The organism is Niallia taxi (assembly GCF_004005475.1).
Lineage (GTDB): Bacteria > Bacillota > Bacilli > Bacillales > Cytobacillaceae > Niallia > Niallia taxi.
The window spans coordinates 353,893-374,275 of record NZ_RZTZ01000003.1; the positions used below are offsets into that span (position 1 = coordinate 353,893).

The following is a 20,383-nucleotide window of genomic DNA, read 5'->3' on the forward strand; positions in this document are numbered from 1 at the left end:
TTAGCTGTCACCAGAAAGGATAGGCGGTTAAACCTGAACTTCCCGCTTCAAGCTTTCCATGATTTCTGCTGAGCTTGTTACACTCCCGAAGAACTTATCAATTGTCTTTAAAGACATGTCATACTCTTCACGAGTAAAAGCGCCTGTGCAGTCAGACAATAACAGAATATCATAGTCGAGCATAAATCCATCCCGTGCAGTCGATTCCACACATATATTTGTACTTACACCTGCCATGAGCAATGTATCAATCTCCATTGCACGCAAAACACTGTCAAATCTTGTATTGATAAAGGCACTGTAACGATGCTTTATAACGATGACATCCTCATCCTCTGGAGCCAAGTGAAAAAATTCAGATCCCCATGTATTCTTTCGGCAAAGATCCTTTTGGCTTTTGTTCTTTAATCTTTTCACCCAGGTTTTTGAATCGGTGCTGTCTTCATGAATTGTCTGAATGTAGATAACCGGCACGTTGTTTTCCTTGCATGTACGTATCATTTGTTTTAAATTTGGCAGCATTTGTTCAGCCATTGAAACATCCAATCCTTGCTTGGCTATACTGCCGTCTTTATGACAATAATCATTTTGCACATCCACAATCACAAGCGCACTTCGAGCTGGATTCCATTCTACACCCATCCTATTCATCCTTTCGTTACAAGATTTTGAGCAATGCTCCTTTTTAGTATTTGTTAAAGGCAAATCTGTATCCCCGTAAGTCACAAAACAAAAATAAGCTAATTAAAGACAATCGCCTTCTTCAAAGGAAGCTGCGATTGTCTTTTAACCAGCTTAAAAATTTATATATTTAACTCAAGTGACAAGTATTTATATTCTAAATAATCCTCAATCCCATATTTTCCGCCTTCACGGCCAACTCCAGATTCCTTTACGCCTCCAAATGGAGCTTGTGCAACTGTTGGCAGAGGATCATTGATGCCGATAATGCCGTACTCTAAGCCTTCAGAAACTCGGAAAATCCGGGAAACATCGTTCGTATAGAAATAAGCAGCAAGCCCATATACAGTATTGTTAGCAAGTGCTACTGCTTCCTCTTCTGTTTCAAAATCAAAAAGAGGCGCAACAGGACCAAACGTCTCCTCTGTTGCTATTTTCATGTCATGTGTTGCATGTGCAAGGATAGTCGGTTCATAGAAGTAGCCGTTTTTGAATTGTTCACCTTCAGGCTTTTTACCGCCTACTAGCAGCTTTGCTCCTTTTTGAATGGAATCCTCGACATGTTCTACCGTCTTCTTTACAGCATTTTCATTAATTAGCGGACCAATTGTAATGCCTGTATCTAAACCATTTCCAACAACAAGCTTTGACATCTTTTCTGTCAGGATGTCTGCAAATTGCTCACTAATGTTCTTTTGTACATATACACGGTTTGTACAAACACAAGTTTGACCTGCATTTCGGAATTTACTTGCTATCACTCCATCTGCCGCTTTTTCAAGATCCGCATCTTCAAAAATAAGGAATGGAGCATGTCCACCAAGTTCCATGGAGATTTTTTTCATTGTATCTGCCGCTCGCTTTGCAAGCTCTTTCCCAACCTTTGTGGAGCCTGTGAATGTAATTTTACGAACATCCGGGCTTTCCATCATAGCGTCACCAATTTCCTGTGGCATACCATGAACAAGATTCAACACACCCTTTGGCAATCCAGCATCATGAAATGCCTTTAACACTTCAATAGCAGTCAAGGGTGTTGACTCTGCTGGCTTAATCACGACCGTACAGCCTGCTGCAAGTGCCGGGGCTATTTTTCTTGCAATCATGGCAATCGGAAAATTCCAAGGTGTAATCGCGCCAACTACGCCGATTGGCTGTCTTAAGACAAGAATTCTTTTCGTAGGTGAACTAGCTGGAACGGTATCACCATATATACGTTTTCCTTCTTCTGCATACCAATCCAGATATTCTGCAGCAAGCTGTACTTCACCAGCACTTTCAGCTAACGGTTTCCCCATTTCCATCGTAATCGTTCTCGACAATGATTCAACACGAGAGCGTAAGATATCTGCTGCTTTCTTTATATATAAATATCTGTCCTTTGCAGTTAGCTTCGACCAGGCAGACAATGCCTCCTTTGCAGCAACTATTGCTGCTTCCGCGTCGCTTTTTCCGCCTTTTGCTGTTTCCTTAATAAGCTCCCCTGTTGCAGGGTTTAGGACAGGATACGTCTCACCGCTATTTGCCTCAACCCATTCTCCATTTATATATAACATGATGAAATCCTCCTTTTAGCTTATCAGGCAAGCTTCAAGATTTACTTGAATTGAGAGCTATAATCGCCTTATCCAGCTCCTTTTTCTAAAATCCTTCGTTATTGCAAATAGGGTCATAATTACATCTCCTCTATTGCTTTACCGCCTTCAAATTAGGAATTACCCTCATCAAGGAGCTAAGAATGCAGGCATTAAAGCCCTCTGCCTCACCTGTTAAATGTCTATTTAATTGTTTGATTAATTAAGTTCTGTTCCATTTTAACAGATTGTCTGAGGAGCACCCCTTGGAGATGCTCACACTACCAAAAATTACAACAATCGTGCGCTAAATACTCTAAATATAACAAAAAGAAGCGGTTTCCCGCTCCTTTACTGTTCTAAATTATCTGCAAGCATATCATGTACTTTTTGTTTTTCTTCATCTGAAACGACTAAGTAATAGGTGCCTGTTGAAGTATCACCTGTTCCAGTGACCTCATACTGTTCGATATTATTTCTTGCACCACGATAGTTCTTTTGAATATCCATCATTTCATCAAAAGTCATGTTTGTTTTAACATTACTGCCAAGTACATTTAAAATATCATCAAATTTAGACACAGAGGAAATACTTGCTGCTTTATCAATAATTGCTGTCAATACTTTACGCTGACGCTCATTTCGACCAAAATCACCATTTGGATCAAGATGACGCATACGAACATAACCAAGTGCTTTCGGACCATCTAGCTGGATGTTCCCTTCCTCATAATGATAGCCTTTTTTATAATAGCCCTCATCAATCCAGTCAAGTTCGTTGTTCACAGTAATTCCGCCTACTGCATCTACAAGGTCGCTTAATGCTTCCATATTTACTTGTGCATAATAGTTAATATCAATATTTGTGAAGTTCTCGACTGTATCAAGAGCCATCTTCACACCGCCATAGGCGTAAGCTGCATTGATTTTTGTCGTTTTACCTTCTCCGATAATTTCTGTTTTCGTGTCCCTTGGAATGCTAACGATTTGCATCTTTTCCGTTTTCGGGTTGACTGTCATTACCATTAGCGTGTCAGAACGGCCTACATCCCCTTCTCGTTCATCCACACCCAATAATAAAATCGATATAGGCTTTTTGTTAGAGAGGTTTTCTTCCCGCTGTTTTGCCGCAGATTGATCCTCTTCCGCCACTGGTTCATACATCTTATCTGCGGTCTTTTGCACATAATGATAAAGATAGGCCGCATATCCGCCAATTCCCAGTACAAGCACGGCAATAATAGAGCCAATTGTTATCAGGATTTTTTTCTTCATATTATTTCTCTCTTTCTCGTCAAAATATTTACCATCATAGCAAATAAACATTAAAAATAAATGAAAAAAAGACAATTTTCTCCAAAATACGCTAATCAACAGGCAATTTCCTGTTTATATAAAGTATTTGCAAATAATGGCCTTCATTATACACAAAGAAATCTTTATGTTGCCCATGTTCTTTGACCCAATGTGAAAAAACCTCAACCGAACTAATTCGATTGAGGCTAGTATTTTTATTCCATTACCAAGTTGCTACACAGCCATCTGTTCTCGACTCTGTGCCGCCTGCAAGAACGCCGTTTTTATTACGAACAATAATTTGCCCTCTGCCGAATGATCCAGAGTCAAGTGCCCATTGCACATCGTGGCCTTTTCGTGCCAATGCATGTGCAATATGCTCTGGGAAGGATGGTTCAATCTGCACGACCTTTTTCTCGACCCATTGCCAACGCGGCGCATCTAATGCTGATTGCGGATTTAGAGAAAAATCAATCAAGTTCATTGCTACCTGTAAATGTCCTTGTGGCTGCATAAAGCCGCCCATTACTCCAAACGGTCCGACTGCTTCATTGTCTTTTGTGATGAAGCCAGGAATAATTGTATGATATGTTTTTTTACCAGGCACAAGGGCATTATCATGGTCTGGATCAAGACTGAAGCCATGTCCTCTGTTTTGCAGGGCTATTCCTGTTTCAGGTACAACAACTCCTGAACCGAATCCCATGTAGTTGCTTTGGATAAAGGAAACCATATTACCGTCTTCGTCCGCTGCCGCTAGATAGACTGTTCCGCCCTTAGGAGGATTGCCTGGCTCTGGCTCAATCGCTGTTTCACCAATAAGTCCCCGTCTTGCTTTAGCATATTCGTCAGATAGAAGATCAGCGGTTCTCACGCTCATTTTGTCTTCTTCCGTAATATATTTAAGTCCATCTGTGAACGCAAGCTTCATCGCCTCAATTTGCAGATGATATGTTTCAGGTATTTCCTTTGCTGTAAGCTTATCATCTTTCAGCGTATTTAATGCCATCAATGCAATTAAGCCTTGACCATTAGGCGGTATCTCCCAAACATCGTAGCCTTTGTAGTGCACAGAAATCGGGTTGACCCATTCAGGTGAATAGGACTCCAAATCTTCCTTCCTTATGTAGCCGCCATATTTCTTAGAAAACGCGTCAATCTTATCGGCAATTTCCCCTTTATAAAACGCTTCGCCATTTGTCTCTGCGATGGCACGAAGTGTTTTGCCGTGGTACTCAGACTTCCAGATCTCTCCGATTTTCGGCGGCTTTCCATCTGGCGCAAATGTTTCAAACCAATTTTGATACACATCATCTGTACAAGATTTTGAAAATGCTTGATAGGCTTTCTCCCAGAAGTGTCCTAATGTCGCAGAAACAGGATATCCTTCCTCCGCATATTGAATGGCAGGCTGAAGGACCTCTGATAACGGCAGCTTTCCGAATTTCTTCGATAGTTCTACCCATGCGGCAGGTGCGCCAGGCACAGTAACCGGAGTCAGACCATACTTAGGAATCTCCTTATGGCCAGCATTTTTCACAGCATCTATTGAAATAGCATTTGGAGCAGGGCCACTTGCATTTAAGCCATGCAGCTTATTGTTGATCCAAATTATTGCAAAGGCATCTCCGCCAATTCCATTGGATGTTGGTTCAACAACGGTTAAAGCTGCTGCTGTTGCGATAGCGGCGTCCACTGCATTGCCGCCTTTCTTCAAAATATCAATTCCAGCTTGGGCTGCAAGGGGCTGGGATGTAGCTACCATCCCTTTTTTCGCATATATTGTATTTCGTTTTGAAGGGTATGGATTATAAAGCGGATCGTGATTTAGCATAGTGCCTCCTGTTATGTATGTATTGGGCCTTAGTTGTCCCGTCTTGTAAAGAAAATTTATAATTTTCTATTATTTTAACATAAGATTCACCACTTCTACATGACAAAATAAAAAAAAGCCGCAGTCTTGATGTTTGCACATCAAAACTACTGCTTTAAATAAACAAAAACCCTCCTGCTGCAAGCAAGACAAGCAAAACAAAAAAGAAACCATACTTGCCGAATAAAAGTGAAAATTTACCTGACCTTTTTCGCTTCACTTCCTTTAAAAGTTTCTTGAATGATTGAGATCTGATTGCCTTTAATTTACGCTGATAGTCTTTATTCTTCCAAATCGAATTACGGTCCCCAACCAAATATCCCTTTAAAGCACGGACGTAATTGCCATCTTGCATTCCATATTTTTTGTAAGACCACATGATATACTCAAGCATCTGTGTTTCAGAGCTATAAATGGCAAGAAAGGCAAAAAGCTTATCATGCTCTATTCTGCGTCCTTCACTACTTTGGAAGAACAGGACAAGCCTTTCAAATGGCTGGAAAAGTCCACCTTCTTTTATCATGTTTTTGCCAGCTTGTTTCGTATCTTCCAGCAAGTAGCTGTCTACAAGCTCTGTTAAGCTCTCTACATGATCTATTTTTTCAAAAAATGCAGCATGGAGAGCATGTAGAAGTCCAAATATCTCACCCTCCACACCTTTTTTGTAAAGAGCACTATCCTCCATGGCATGTGCAGACAGAAACAGCTCACCAAAGATACGGACATCCTCTAGCTGCAGCCGCTCTAATTGAGCAAGCTTTAAAAGCTCGAGTTTTATATCTGGCATTACAGCCCTCACAAATGCAGGATGAATGCTATTTTGCCATAAAAAATCAAAGAATTTTTCTGCGATTGCAAAAGGTCTGCTGCTTATTTTCACTTCAATTAGCAGCCGTTTTTTCACACGCTTAACGAATTCCTTGTCATCAATAAAGAATACATGGGCATGCAAAAGATTTGCCATATTAGAAAGATAAGCTTCCAATGATTGACGCTGGCTGAGCTTATCGTCTAAATGAAGGGAGATTACTTCTTGATAGGAGCCCTTTATATCATCCATAAATGTAAGAACATGCTTATATAAGCGTGGATATTTATCTAACATGGACCAAAGCTCCTTGCACAATGGCTCCTCATGATAATAAGCCAATGTTCGTACGGTAAACTCCACTGCTTCAACGAGACCAGTAATTTGATGGATATCAAACACTGCCTTCATATACTCTTTCGTAATCATTCCATCCTTTTGAAGCTTTTCACGTTGCAGGATCTTTCCCGCTATCTCGATTATTTCCGATTTTTCTTTATGGTTTTTTTGGAGCAGTGCTAATAAAAGCTGTAAAATCCCAAGCTTATCCCGTTCATACCCATCATAATCCATCACGTCGAGCAGATAGATGGCACATAAGCGGTCATAATAGCTGATGTTCAACTGATCATTTAGCTTCAGCCCTTTAAGCGCCCTTTCTGCAAAAAGAAAAAAATCATCCATTTTAGAAGCTGTCTGCAGGGCATCATATGCAAAATCGAGGTATTCATGTTTCTGTCCTTCCATATCCACACCACTTATTCTTTTCGTTGTAAAATCAAAAACAAATTGATTTTCGAATACATGATTTCTTAACCGGATGCTGCCTTGCTCCACAAACATAAGGTGAACATTTTTTTGTTTTGCTGCCGCTTTCTGGAACGAAACAGCGCCAAAAACCTCTCTTGCAGCATAAGGCAAATGTATGTACAGCAATTCTAATAATGCTACTGCATGCCTATTTTGCTCTGTAAGCGGTATGTCTAGCGATATATATACGGTTTTAGCGCTTTCTGCCGCTGCTAAACAAGCATATAACAGCTTTTTAAAGATGCTTTCATCTATTTTCAGGCTATAGAACAACTCCTGCTTTTTCCTGAATATATTTTCTGCTTTTTCACGTGGAATATCCGATAATTCTTCTAAAGCTATTTCTCTGCCTTCGTCATAATTGCTTACGAACTGCGTTTGGAAGATCTTTTCTGGACTTCTTAACCACTCTTCCTTACGCTCGGTCGGAATAATATACTGATGGGTAAAAACTGACCTCTCTGAAAGCAGTAACTGGGCTTGTCCAATGACAAGCTCGCCTGTTTCAGGCTGGAGCAAATGGAAGGATGGAGGATCGTCTTCCTTCTTCAACTCATCACTTAAAAGAGGCTGAAGATTCGTTTGGATAAATTGTTCATCAAGATTCGGGGTGCCAAAAGCTGCATCAGATCCTTCCCCCTCAAGTAACAAGCCTTTTTTGACCTTTTTATACATATACTGCTGGATCAAGCTATTGCTCACATAGCGCCCCTCCCTTTTGTATAATCATGCTGAATTTTACTTTATTGTGCAATGTTAGTTCTTCTCTATCAAATTAGTTTTTTATTTGTCATATAATGCAAATATTACACTATATTAGTACTATCGTAAACGGAATATCACTAGTATAATAGAATGTTTTGCAAGAAAGTTTGCAGAGCAATTATATATCGCACTAAAAAGGCAGGTCCATATAATGGAGCCTGCCTACAACGAGATAGAAATATGACCTTTTGCCTTTAAAACTGCCCTATAAATTCCGAAGCCAGCAAGTGCACCAATCGTATTTAGAATAATATCATCCACATCACTCCACCGGTATTTCATGAACCATTGGATTGATTCAATTACTGCTGATATGCAGCAGCCTGCTACAGTAGTAAGGATGACATGTCTAAATTTCGGGATAGCCATCGGCAGGAAAAAACCTAATGGCATAAACAAAGCGATATTGCCAATATTATTGACCACAAAAGTAAAAAAAGATCTATCCACAAACATTTCCTTTATCATCAAAAAAGGGATAAAATTATGACCGCCTTCTTCAATTCCAATCCCTAAATAGCGGTTTGGAAACATCGTCATGTAAAAGATAAAACATACGGAAACAAGCAGCATGCCATTTAGCCTTTTCTTTTCGTTTATTTTGACCACCTACTTCATCAATATCCAAGACCCTTAAAAAGAGTTTTGCTTATCATATCACATTTTCCAAAATTTCCATAAAATTAACGAAAAAAAGAGAGCTTGCCCTTTTATTAGACACGACTCTCACTTTCCCAGCTAGTATATTCTTAGTTTCCATTTGTTTCTTTATTATAAAAAAGCTCTTGATAGTAAGCGATAGCAAAATCAAAAAAATACATTAACGAAAATCTTTCTGAGGAAAACCCTGTTTTATCATGGCTGTCGCCATTTAAATAATAAACAATGTTTGCTTTATTTAAAAGGTTCGCATCCCTATTATGTGTAATAAGGATGACTTTCGCCCTACTTTCTAGTAGCTGCCTCATTAGCTCCTCATTCCCTGCAATAAATCGCCCTGATGGACTTACAACTACCGCAACAGAATATTCATCCAAATCGGCCATATCTGCCTTTTGTTCTTGCACATCCGAATAAGCGCTTACAAATTTTCCTAATCTGACAAGCCTGAATTGAAAATCCTGTGCAATTGCCTGTGATAGCTGTGTCCCATAAAAGGATACCTTATTTGCACGATGGATACACTCCATGATTTCTTGTACTTTCTGCACATCAATAACATTTTCTGACGCCTTAAGCCAGCCGACAATTTTTTCATAAAGAACCTTTTGCAGCAATTCCCCAATCTGCTCTGAATTCTCTTTTTTTTGACCAGGCTGGAAAGCTGGTGCGGCATCCATCACGCTTATTTTGGCATAATCCTTAAACTCCTGAAAGTTTTTATAACCTATTCTTCGGCAAAACCTCGTAACAGCAGCAGGGGATGTAAAACAGGAGTCTGCTAATGCACTTATATTCATATCTGGAATTTTATAAACGTCCCGCAGCAATGCCAATGCGATGGTATAATTCGTGTCCCTCGTCTTATGGTTATTAATAAAATCTAATAGCCTAAATATAATATCTTTCATTTAATCACCACTTGCTTATTAGTATCTATCTTTAATGGAACCCCTGCCATCCTTCCTAGTTTTATTTTGATTTTTCAAGGAGGAAATTGCAAGCCTTTTAATAGACAACAACAAAAAACTGCTCCAATAAAGGAACAGCTCGTTTCACTTACGATTTACTGCGAAGCTCTTTAATTACTGCCATTACATCAAGGTCTCCAAGCTGATTTGCCAGAGCCTCCTGATATGTATGATGGGCAGAATTTCCGATTGCATTTAGTTCTCCTGTTTCCTTGGCAAGACGTAAGTCCTTAGCCATATGCTTTAAGGCAAAGGCAGCTGGATACTCGTCCTCGAGGATTGCTGGTGTCTTCATTTTGGAAATGGCAGTTCCAACTGCACTTTCGTTAATTATAGTCAGCATGTCCGCTAATTTAATACCTTGCTGCTCTGCGAACAGAACTGATTCTGCAATGCCTTGCACAGTAATGCCAAGAAGCAGGTTGATCGCAAGCTTGGCGTTGCTGCCAGATCCGCTTTCACCTAAGTAAATCGACATTTTGCCTATTGGCTCAAACAGTTTCTTTACCTTGTTGTATGTTTCTTCTTCGCCACCAGCCAAAACAAGCAGCTTGCCTTCCTTTGCAGGAGCAACACTACCTGAAACAGGAGCATCTATAAAGCCGATTCCTTTATCCTTCGCTGCCGTATATATCTCCTTTGAGGTAGCTGGTGAAACTGTGCTCATATCAATAAATATTTGTCCAGGCTTAGCTATTTCTAAAAGCTTATTCGAAAAGTATAAATCCTTAACTGCTTCATCATCCGAAACCATTGTAAAGATTACATCATTTTCTTGAATAAGCTCTTCCAGCGATTTTGCTTGTACAGCGCCAGCAGCAACTAGCTCAGTAGTTTTTGATGCAGTCCTGTTGAATACTGTCACACTATAACCTGCCTTTAACAGGTTCATAGAGATTGGTACTCCCATATTTCCTAAACCGACCCAACCTAACTTCATTACTAAAGCACCATCCTTATGGATAATTTTTCTTTCATTTTACCATACCAAATAGTGCAGACAAGTTTTGTACCCTCTTAGGACATATAATCAAGAATAAGAGATGTCAGCAGACCCAATGCTGTAATCAAACCTGTTATTGACCCACCTTCCTCATACGCCTCTGGCATCATTGTCGATCCAACCATGGCAATAATACCTCCACCAGCAAATGCACCGATTGCAGCCATTAATTCCTCTGATGCACGATCAAGAAATACATAACCACAGAAGGAAGACGCTGTTGAGATTACGAGAACACTAATCCACAACACAAGAATTTTCTTTTTTGAATAATTGCTTTTCAATAGACCAGTTGTACTTGAAAGTCCTTCTGGAATATTACTTATAAAAATAGCTATTACTAGTAACGCACTCACACTATTTTGACCGATTAGGCTTGCGCCAATCATAATCGACTCAGGAATCGCATCCATGACTGTTCCAATAAAAATCGCTATACCTGATTGATTGCCTTCTTTGTCACCTGTCGACCTTTTCCTGTCCTTCGCACCTTTGCGGGACACTAGCAGGTCCAACCCAAAAAAGACGACCGCCCCTGCTAAAAATCCTAAGCCTGTCGGCAGTAAGCCTCCGCTTTCAACTGCATCACCAAGCAGCTCATATGTAGATGCACCAATCAACACCCCTGTACCAAAAGCCATAATGAAACCAATGATTCTCTTTTTAATCGGCAGCAGAAGCGCAGCCAACGCACCAAGTAAAACAGCCGAACCGGAAATACCTCCCCACATCGCCGCAGACCACATGCGAATCCCTCCTTATTCTGTTCTTCTTTTGTATCTTTCTCTTTTTTTGTTCTATTGAAACCAGAGGTAGTTCTAGTGTGGGGGGAATTCAAAAAAAAAGCACAGCTAAGCTTGCTGCACTCTATCTATTCTCTATATTATGTTATAGCATTTCTCTGTTCGGCTTAAACCTGCAACTTTTAAAGCCTTTATTTCTAGTTTTCTATAAATCAAGCTGTGTGTCTGCCACGAAGTGTCCAAATTTGATAAACCATCATGAGTGACTTAATGATAGTTAAATAAGTCAGAACGACCCAGCCTCCCATCAAGTATGGCTCGATTGCACCTTGCACGGTAGCACTTGTAAGGAAATCCCGGTAATTGTAGCACAGATATGCTCCTCCAGCTGCTAGCAATAAACAAAGTAAAATTCCTTGTGTGAGTTTGCTTCGTGTTTTTCCTGATTCTGCAGCATATTGATTGGCCCATCCGTCTTTCTTGTTTGCAGAAAGCTTACCAAGCCAGACTTGACCAAATGTCATTAGGTTTACCCATAAATACATTTCAGGACTTATGAGCAAGCCTGCCATTATCACGTCAATCGGACGATACATCGGTGTTTTCAGTGCTAAGATAATATTTAAAACAGATGCGAGAGCAATTGGTGTCAGCCAAATCCATGACCAATAATACTGATCTGTTGCAAGAGCAACTGCAAGTAAAACGATGAACATCACACGGATCAGCAAATCAGAAAAGAGCTTAACCTGATTTCGCCAGATCTTCCCCTTATGTCTTGTCTTTACATCCAAATCCTTATTTGTCAGCAATTCAACCGTACCTGAATTCCATTTATTTCGTTGCTCTCGGAAAGTATGGTAAGAGCGCATTGCATCCACAAAGCATCTTCCCTTAGGACTTACAAGCGTCTTCCAGCCTGATTTCTGAAGCTGCCATGTAAGCAGCATGTCCTCCACATCACTATCATTCTGCCACGGTCCATCCAGCTTATTGTTGTTAACAACCTCTTGTAACGCTTCAGGTCTGAACAGGGTTGCCTGGCCGCCAAGAACATAAGTGCTTCCGCCATGATATTGAAGGTCAAGCAGCCAGCTTGCCATGTCCTGCTTTTGCTGGTGTGTCCACCATCTTGACATTGGTCCGCCATATTCGCCGCTTGCAATTTTTTCTTCATAATATACATCGCTTTTGCTGAGCTGGCTTTTTTTCTTTGGCATGCGCATCGTATACTTAGCCATAACACCGCCAATATTACGGGCACTCATCAGCCCTTCCCATAAATACTTCAAACAGTTTGGAGCAAGTCTGCTGTCTGCATCCATTCCAAGCACTGCTTTAACACTATGTTTATAAACGATTTGTGATTCTGTCAGCTCTGTGTTATAAATGTCCAATAAATCTCCATATAATAGCTTCCAGCCAGAATTAAGCGCACCTACTTTACGAAGCTTGTTTCCCTCTGTCACTATTACCTTTAAATTCAAGTTGAATTCCTCTCCAGCTTGAATGGCCTTTTCCTCTGTACGGTCTGTGCAATTATCGGCAATGACATACACATCAAGATCTACACCTTTTGGCAGCAGCTGGTCGTTTAAGCCAGCTAAGCAGTCCCGAATCGATTTCTCCTCATTGTGCGCAGGAATTAATGCGATAATACGCGGCTTCATATATGTCTTCTTTACACCAGGCATACTAAAAATCGACATTCTTCCCTCTTCTTTTTCCACTAACAATGTCATAAAATCACCAACTCTCTTACGTGTTGTTTTATTGAATACCTACCATATTATTGTTCTTTATATAGAACAATATGATTAAAAAAATAGGTGAAACAGTTTGTTTTTCAAACATCAATTCATTTGTTCTTAACTAAGAACATCTTAACACCCAAATGTTTTCCCGTCAATTCATTTTAAATGAAACATCGACAAAAAAAGCCTTGAAAATTATTACAATGACTCCCATAGCACCGAGTTATACACTTTCTTTATATAGAACAATTTGAACCTGTGTTTATCTACTATACTTATTACACTTAAATATTGTATTCCCAACACAATTTCATTATTATTAATGCAGCACAGGATAAAATGCCGTTAAATGAAAGGATTTCATATGATTGAGTTAAAAAACATTTACAAAACCTTTAAGAAAAAGGATGCCGAGGTGCAGGCATTGAAAAATATTAGCTTAAAAGTAGAAAAGGGAGATATTTTTGGTGTTATTGGCTTTAGCGGTGCTGGAAAAAGCACACTTATCCGTCTAGTCAATCTTCTGGAAAGACCAACATCAGGAGAAGTCATCGTTAATGGAGACTCCCTTTTATCTTTAACAGATAAACAGCTGCGGACAGCGAAGAAGCAAATTGGCATGGTATTTCAGCATTTCCATCTATTAGAATCGAAGAGCGTGTTTGATAATATTGCGATTCCCCTTATTTTGCAAAAAAGCAAAAAAGGAGATATCCGCAAGCGTGTCATAGAGCTGCTTGAATTTGTCGGTCTTGCAGATAAAGAAAAAGCGTATCCAAGTGAATTATCTGGCGGACAAAAGCAACGTGTCGGAATTGCAAGAGCACTCGCGACTAATCCTTCTGTTTTATTATGTGATGAAGCAACCTCAGCCTTGGACCCGCAAACGACGATGTCCATTCTTCAGCTCCTGAAAAAAATCAATCAAGAGTATAATATTACGATTATGATTATTACTCATGAAATGGCCGTCATTCAGGAAATTTGCAACAAGGTTGCGGTGATGGAACAGGGAGAAATCATTGAGCAAGGGAATGTTTTGCAGGTTTTCTCGAAGCCCTCCCATCCGACTACACGAAGCTTTGTCAAAACCATTGTCCAAAAGGAGCTGCCACTAAGTATGAAAGGCAAACTCAGCCATACATCAGGAAGCAAGATTATTCGGTTAGAGTTTCTTGGAAGTGAAATGACACAGTCATTCCTTTATGAGCTTGTTAATCGTTTTGAGGTGAAGCCTGCCATTCTGTTTGCGAATATGGTAGAAATTCAAGAAAATATTGTTAGCACGATGACAATTAGCCTAACCGGGAAAGAGGAACAGCTTGTACTTGCCTGTTTGTATTTAAAGGAGCAAGGAATACAAGTTGAGGAGGTATCTGCATGATATTTCAAACAGACATAACTGCAGACTTATTTATACAAGCAAGCATTGAAACTCTTTATATGGTTGGCTGGTCATTATTAATCGGCACATTAATTGGCGGTCCGCTTGGCATACTTCTTGTCGTGACAAGAAAGGGCGGTGTTTTGGAAAACAAGCTTTTATACAATATTCTTAATCCAATCATCAACATAATCCGCTCCTTGCCATTTATCATCCTGCTGATTGCCATCATCCCATTCACAAGATTTGTTGTGCAAACAACGATTGGGACAGAAGCGGCCATTGTACCGCTGATTATTTATATCGCTCCATACATTGCAAGACTTGTGGAGAACTCCATCCTGGAGGTAAACCCTGGCATTCTTGAAGCAGCTGAAGCAATGGGAGCGACTCCCTTCCAGGTTATTTGGTACTTTCTGCTTCCAGAGGCATTCGGTTCCCTTATCCTCTCCATAACAACAGCCGCAATCGGCCTCCTTGGAGCAACAGCGATGGCAGGAACAGTTGGAGGCGGCGGTATCGGCAGCCTTGCACTAACATACGGTTACCAGCGATTTGATACCTTTGTTATGGTAATAACAGTGATTGTTCTTATTATTATTGTTCAAGTCATTCAGTCATTAGGAACTTATCTTGCCCGGAGAGTTAGAAGAAGATAAACTTTTCAAAGAAACACCTCTTCATTTCAAAAAGAGGTGTTTTTTTATTTAAATACCTAATCATAGAAAACGGCCTTCATAAAAGAGCAGAATAAACTGCTAATCCACGAAAGCCGCGACTAACCATTCATTTTATGTTTACGTACATTGGAAGGACACAATGCGGTCTGCATCTGTTCCGTAGTAAACCCAGCGGTTGTTTCTCCAGCGCCAACCTGCAACAGAAGTTCTGCCGATAAAGGTTGGATAGAACCAGAAGGAGCTGCCGTTACGCAGCCAAACATACGTATAGCGGAACCTGCATCTTCTCATGGCACCAGGATCAATCGCAAAAGCTTGTGCTCCTTGCATTTGCTGAGCCTGTGGAACAAAGGACGGTGGCGGGCCTGATGGCGGACCATATTGATCTCCACCTGAGCCTCCGCCAAAATCAGGCTGGAAGGAAGGTCCTCCTGGTTGAAACGGTGGTGGTCCACCTGATGGGCCGCCTGGTTGAAATGGCGGCGGACCGCTTGGAGAGCCTGGATTCGGGAAAAATGAGCCTCCCCCTATTCGATATGGATTTTGGTCATTCGTAATATAATATGGATAATTAGACGGATAAGACATACGTAATCCCCTTTCGGTTTTGATGCTTTAATGTATGCAATCCGCCTAGATTGGTGACAAAAAATCAGGAATTATAAATATAACTAAAAGCGCTTACATTTTATTATTCAAAGCCATGGATTCGTATTTTATTGTTTTCTGTGTCAACAAAATAAAATTCATAATAGGTTGGGAATGGGTTATCAATAGGACCGACAAGCACACCCTTTGCCTCAAGCTGGCGATGTGTCTCAAATATGTCATCTGCCTGCAGGTCCAAGCAGTCATTAACAGGCAGCTCATACTTAGGATTCCTCATATACCTGTTGCATAGCGCCAATTTTGTGTGTTCATTAATGGTAAAGAAGTAAGCAGCATCATGCCTTTCTGTTGGTTCCATTTCTAGTATGTAGGAATACCATTCTACAGAACTTTGAAGCTGCTCGACATATGTCCAGATGACAACCTTGCCATTAATCATCGATTTTGGAATTACTTCACCCAAGCTATCTCCTCCCCGTATCGATTTTTATGTATAATCCCTTCAAAACCTCCCTTCTGTCTTCTATCATATGCGCATATATGCTTGAATTTTACATAAAAAACATAAAGGACTAGCCTTAAATATTATCTGACTAAAACAACAACTTTGTTATCAGCCAAATGACCATAATCCATATTGGAATAGATATAATAATGCCCCAAAAGCAGCCTGAAGCAAATGATTTCTCCACTGAACTTCCATCCTTTATCTATATAAACTAATCGTACCTATTAAACTGATTTTGGTTCCTGATCCTTTTTCAGCTTCTTCTTAAAGATTGCCCCCAAAACAAATAGCATACCTGGAAGTCCGATTGCAAGACTTAAAGAGACAAGCACCCATTCGTTTTCAATAATTCCCATTGCCCTGTGATGGCTTCCTACCATCCAATAGCTGAAAGCACTTAGGACGATTCCAACTGGAATAATGACTGGCCGATAATCCTTCAGACCAATAATCTTCTGGACTGCGATGGAGGAGCATAAAAATGTCATCATAATTTGCGTTAATATTGATAAGGCAAAAAAGGCAATCATAATCATCTCATAGCGATGCAAAAACAAGCCGATTTCTGCGCTTCTCGCCATCTGCATACACGAAACAATATATTGGGCCGCAACTTCTGGTGAAAGAACGCCAACCTCCAAAATGGGCCACATGACAATAATCACGCCGCTAAAAATCAGACCAGCTGTACTTGATCTAATCCAAGTCGCATTGTCTCTTACAAGCGGCAAAATCATGCAAGCCATCATTGTTGCTATCGCCCAGTCTGTATCATGATGCCTGCTTGCCCACACGGTAGAAAAAAACCCGGAAGAAAATGTCGGCTGTAATTCCTTAATATCGAACTCGCTAATGGAGCCTGCCAAAAGTAAAATATTCAAGGCCATCACAGAAAACACCCCGATCAGTGCCATTCTCGCAATTACCTCTAACCCAAAATGGATCGCATATGTGCCAATTAAAAACGCGGCAACAATGAACAGAATGATATTTGATTCTGGCAGGAAGTAATCCTTCAAATGATAAACAAAGGTCGCCATAATTGAACCATATGCTCCTAAGAAAAACAAAAAAACAAGAAATGCGATACCTTTGCTCATCCATTTACCTAAGATTTTTTCATATTGATCAATCATATCTCCATTAGGCAGTCTTTTAATAGCAAGTATCACAACTGCCATAATGACAATACCCTGTACAGAGGAAATGATTGTTGAAATCCACATATCGCCGCCCACTTCTCTTGCCATGACGCCTTGTGTCAAGCCAATTGATTTTGCATAAAGCATATTAATAATTAAAGCCATGAACATACCATTCGTTATTTGTACCTTCATTTTTCTTCTTTCCCCTTTTTGCCTGACGTTGTCGGTTTATAAAGAAGTGATCCGCTTTCTAACTTGGCCGTTACTTGCAAGTTTATTTTCACCTCAGGGAAGATCTCCTCCCAGGAACTAGCATAATGCTTCCATTCATATGGGTATTTATTTTGAAAAACCTTTCCTAATTCTAATACATCTGACTTATAATCCTTTTGGATTTTAGTAACTGTAGTGTTTATTTGGCTTGAGAGCTCTTTCTCAACAGAGCTTTCAAGCTTCTTCACTTGTTTTTCATCGGAAAGATCTAAGGCACAACCAGCCTCCACAACACGAATATTCGCTTCAAAAGCGGCATCGTAGCTGATGTTTCCATCCTTGTATTTTGGTTTTACTTCAAAGCTTTGGTTGGTTAATTCTACACTGAGGGGAGCGTTAGAATTATCTGGACAGTCGACTACAGCCACACCTGAATCAATCTTTTCCGTGAAGATAAGGACCCCTCTCAGTTCTTCTGGCTTTAATATTCCAACTAGTTTGTCTTCCTTAAATACACCTGCCCCTGCAAGAACAACCTGATTTGCTTGGGCTCCCTTATCTGGTGCCTTGCTGTCAATTTTACTTTTTTCAAAATCAAGTCTTGCAAGCAGCGGCTCTGTTGACTCACTTAAGTATGCACTCAAAACGTCCATTATTACTGTTCTTGGAGCTTTATTAGAGATGGTAGTATACCGAAAAAGCTTTGCAAGTGCTTCACCTGGTATTATTTCAAGACTTGTTACCGTTGAGATGACTTCACTTGCTGTTTGCGGTGTTACAGCAACCCATGTCCTCATTCGCAGCTCTGGATTACGTGTAAAAAAGTCGATTACATCTCCTATTCCTTCCTTTGCCACTTCTTCGTTAATAACAATGATAAAGTTATGGGCCCAAAACACTCTTCGCGAAGAAAAGCTAGACATTTGGCGAATTGCCTCAAAGATGGACTCACCTTCTGTTTCCACAGACCAAACAGCCTCACCTGATTGTCCAGACGGTGCCCCAGTCTGACCACGAGCATCTGCTGGTCTTGCCACCTGTGCAGTCACCTTAACTGTTCCTTCCTTTTCTCCTTTATCAATTCCAACTGCCATTACTAATGCTAAATCACTGATTTCTCTTTTTCCTGAGCAAGCCCCAAGCAGGAGAAGCATTGCCAGCAACACATGGAAAAGGATGATTTTCTTCATTCCGTATCATCCCCTTTTCCTTTTTTCGCTTTTCTTGTTTTTAGCTGTTTAACACCTGTAACAGTGTCTTGCTTTTGTGCCTTTTGCTTGTTACTATCTTCACCTGACTGCTTTTTCGTCTGGCTTTCTGGTTCATTTCGTTCAGAGGCTTCCTCCTGCTTCGTCTGTGAATCCTCTTCTTCCTTTCCTTTAGGAGGCTGGGGTGATCGGGCTTCCCCAAGCCTTGATGTGTCACCGTCTGCTATGGATGGCCGCTTTTTCATAGCCCACCACGGCATACGGATAACCGTATCCTTCTGATCTTGCGGCTGGAACGGAGTAGCCGGCGACAAATACGATTCCCCGAAGGAGCGAAGGCTTAAGGCATGAATAGCGATAAGTGCAAACATGGACGCAAAGCCAAGAAGTCCAAGTGTTCCTGATGCTAACAACAAGGGAAATCTAACAAGACGAATAGAATAGGAAGCCGAATAGTTCGGGATAACAAACGAGGATATCCCTGTAGTTGCGACGATAATAACCATAAATGGAGAAACAATTCCCGCTTGAACTGCGGCTTGGCCGATAACAAGCGAACCGACGATGCTCACTGCAGAACCGACTGGCTTTGGCATGCGCAAACCTGCTTCCCGCATGAGCTCAAACGTTAATTCCATCAGCAAAGCCTCCAGCAAAACAGGAAATGGAACAACCTCACGACCTGAGGCAATTGTCAGTGCTAGTGGGGTTGGAATCATTTCCTGATGAAAGCTGACAAGCATAATATAGATGCTTGTTAGTGTTAAACTGAGAATAAAGGCTGTGTACCGGACGATTCGAAAAAAGCTGCCCGCCATGAAGCCTAAATAATAATCATCACTTGCCTGTAGAAACTCCCAGAAATATGTAGGTACTATAAGCACAAATGGCGTATTATCAACAAATATTGCAACCCTGCCCTCAAGCAAGGAGGATGCGACCTTATCAGGGCGCTCTGTACTCATGATTGTCGTGAAAGGTGATAATGGAGCATCTCTGATCATTTCCTCGATATAGCCGCTCTCTAAAATTCCGTCAATATCAATTTTTTCAAGGCGTTCCTTCACCTCATCCACTAGCCCTTTTTTGACAACACCATTGATGTAGGCAATATTAATGTCTGTTTTCGTGCGTTTGCCAATATTTAATTCTTCGATTCGAAAGCCAGTGTCCCGAATTCTTCGCCTAACGAGCGCAGTATTAACGCGAATAGTTTCGGTAAAACCATCCCGCGGTCCACGTACTACCTGCTCTGCTTGTGGCTCTGACACACTTCTTGCAGCCCAGCCCTTTGTCGGTATTTGAAAGGCCTTCTTGCAGCCGTCGACAAGGAGGACAGTATCCCCAGACAAAATCGCTTTAATAGCACTTTCAAGCTCTGTTGTCTCAATGAAATTAGTATTCATGAGAACATGCTCCTCCAAAAGGCTCTCGATGTTAAACGTATCAAGATCATTTCGGAGAATAACTTCATTTCCTTCAAACATCAACGCTTGAACAATCTTTTCAATAATCTGTGTGTTCACAAGTCCATCGATATAAAAACAAGTGGCATGAACATTCTTCTTTTCTAAAAAGGTAACTTTCCGTTCAATAAAATCGGCACTGCCTGAAAGAAGCTCTTTAATGATAGAGCTGTTATAGGTTAATGAGTTCGTGAAATCATGCTGTGTACTATTGTTTGATACCATTAATCCT

The 20,383-nt window shown here is 40.6% G+C and carries 17 protein-coding genes; 2 read left to right on the top strand and 15 right to left on the bottom strand.

All coding sequences use genetic code 11. From position 1 onward, the window contains the following. Positions 1-27: 27 nt before the first annotated feature. The 10 genes from EM808_RS10995 to EM808_RS11040 form a co-directional block, all read right to left on the bottom strand. Positions 28-642: a cysteine hydrolase family protein gene (locus tag EM808_RS10995; RefSeq protein WP_235856595.1), complete on the bottom strand. Its 615-nt coding sequence runs from the start codon at positions 640-642 to the stop codon at positions 28-30. A 161-nt stretch (positions 643-803) separates the two neighbouring features. Further along, positions 804-2,237 carry an NAD-dependent succinate-semialdehyde dehydrogenase gene (locus tag EM808_RS11000; RefSeq protein ID WP_127738255.1) on the bottom strand — a complete coding sequence of 478 codons (1,434 nt, stop codon included), beginning with the start codon at positions 2,235-2,237 and terminating at the stop codon, positions 804-806. 369 nt (positions 2,238-2,606) lie between these two features. Beyond that, positions 2,607-3,530: an LCP family glycopolymer transferase gene (locus EM808_RS11005; RefSeq protein ID WP_127738256.1), complete on the bottom strand. Its 924-nt coding sequence runs from the start codon at positions 3,528-3,530 to the stop codon at positions 2,607-2,609. A 244-nt stretch (positions 3,531-3,774) separates the two neighbouring features. Next, complete coding sequence (locus EM808_RS11010; RefSeq protein ID WP_127738257.1) at positions 3,775-5,385, bottom strand: gamma-glutamyltransferase family protein; 1,611 nt, start codon at positions 5,383-5,385, stop codon at positions 3,775-3,777. Between the two features lie 154 nt (positions 5,386-5,539). After that, the gene (locus EM808_RS11015; RefSeq protein ID WP_127738258.1) at positions 5,540-7,744 is read right to left on the bottom strand and encodes a GAP1-M domain-containing protein; all 2,205 of its coding nucleotides are present in this window, start codon (positions 7,742-7,744) and stop codon (positions 5,540-5,542) included. 225 nt (positions 7,745-7,969) lie between these two features. Then, complete coding sequence (locus tag EM808_RS11020) at positions 7,970-8,416, bottom strand: VanZ family protein (protein WP_127738259.1); 447 nt, start codon at positions 8,414-8,416, stop codon at positions 7,970-7,972. Positions 8,417-8,556: 140 nt separating this feature from the next. Next, complete coding sequence (locus EM808_RS11025) at positions 8,557-9,378, bottom strand: MurR/RpiR family transcriptional regulator (protein WP_127738260.1); 822 nt, start codon at positions 9,376-9,378, stop codon at positions 8,557-8,559. Positions 9,379-9,526: 148 nt separating this feature from the next. Further along, positions 9,527-10,378 carry an NAD(P)-dependent oxidoreductase gene (locus tag EM808_RS11030; protein ID WP_127738261.1) on the bottom strand — a complete coding sequence of 284 codons (852 nt, stop codon included), beginning with the start codon at positions 10,376-10,378 and terminating at the stop codon, positions 9,527-9,529. Between the two features lie 77 nt (positions 10,379-10,455). Continuing rightward, on the bottom strand, positions 10,456-11,187 hold the full coding sequence (locus tag EM808_RS11035) for a ZIP family metal transporter (RefSeq protein WP_127738262.1): 732 nt from the start codon (positions 11,185-11,187) through the stop codon (positions 10,456-10,458). Between the two features lie 209 nt (positions 11,188-11,396). Next, positions 11,397-12,926, bottom strand: coding sequence for a glycosyltransferase family 2 protein (locus tag EM808_RS11040; protein ID WP_127738263.1), 1,530 nt, complete (start codon positions 12,924-12,926; stop codon positions 11,397-11,399). Between the two features lie 376 nt (positions 12,927-13,302). Here EM808_RS11040 and EM808_RS11045 point away from each other — a divergent pair, with 376 nt between their 5' ends. After that, the gene (locus EM808_RS11045) at positions 13,303-14,322 is read left to right on the top strand and encodes a methionine ABC transporter ATP-binding protein (protein WP_127738264.1); all 1,020 of its coding nucleotides are present in this window, start codon (positions 13,303-13,305) and stop codon (positions 14,320-14,322) included. Beyond that, positions 14,319-14,981, top strand: coding sequence for a methionine ABC transporter permease (locus EM808_RS11050; RefSeq protein WP_205685844.1), 663 nt, complete (start codon positions 14,319-14,321; stop codon positions 14,979-14,981). The genes EM808_RS11045 and EM808_RS11050 overlap by 4 nt, the downstream gene beginning before the upstream one ends. Positions 14,982-15,119: 138 nt before the next feature. Here EM808_RS11050 and EM808_RS11055 read toward each other — a convergent pair whose 3' ends face one another. The 5 genes from EM808_RS11055 to EM808_RS11075 all read right to left on the bottom strand — a co-directional run bounded on the left by EM808_RS11055 (position 15,120) and on the right by EM808_RS11075 (position 20,376). Next, positions 15,120-15,590: a hypothetical protein gene (locus EM808_RS11055; protein WP_127738265.1), complete on the bottom strand. Its 471-nt coding sequence runs from the start codon at positions 15,588-15,590 to the stop codon at positions 15,120-15,122. A gap of 103 nt (positions 15,591-15,693) precedes the next feature. Then, positions 15,694-16,074, bottom strand: coding sequence for a VOC family protein (locus EM808_RS11060; protein ID WP_127738266.1), 381 nt, complete (start codon positions 16,072-16,074; stop codon positions 15,694-15,696). Between the two features lie 269 nt (positions 16,075-16,343). After that, positions 16,344-17,456: a GerAB/ArcD/ProY family transporter gene (locus EM808_RS11065; RefSeq protein ID WP_127738267.1), complete on the bottom strand. Its 1,113-nt coding sequence runs from the start codon at positions 17,454-17,456 to the stop codon at positions 16,344-16,346. Beyond that, positions 17,453-18,667: a Ger(x)C family spore germination protein gene (locus EM808_RS11070; RefSeq protein ID WP_127738268.1), complete on the bottom strand. Its 1,215-nt coding sequence runs from the start codon at positions 18,665-18,667 to the stop codon at positions 17,453-17,455. Before EM808_RS11070 ends, EM808_RS11065 begins: the two co-directional genes overlap by 4 nt. Further along, complete coding sequence (locus EM808_RS11075) at positions 18,664-20,376, bottom strand: spore germination protein (RefSeq protein ID WP_127738269.1); 1,713 nt, start codon at positions 20,374-20,376, stop codon at positions 18,664-18,666. Before EM808_RS11075 ends, EM808_RS11070 begins: the two co-directional genes overlap by 4 nt. Positions 20,377-20,383: the final 7 nt, after the last annotated feature.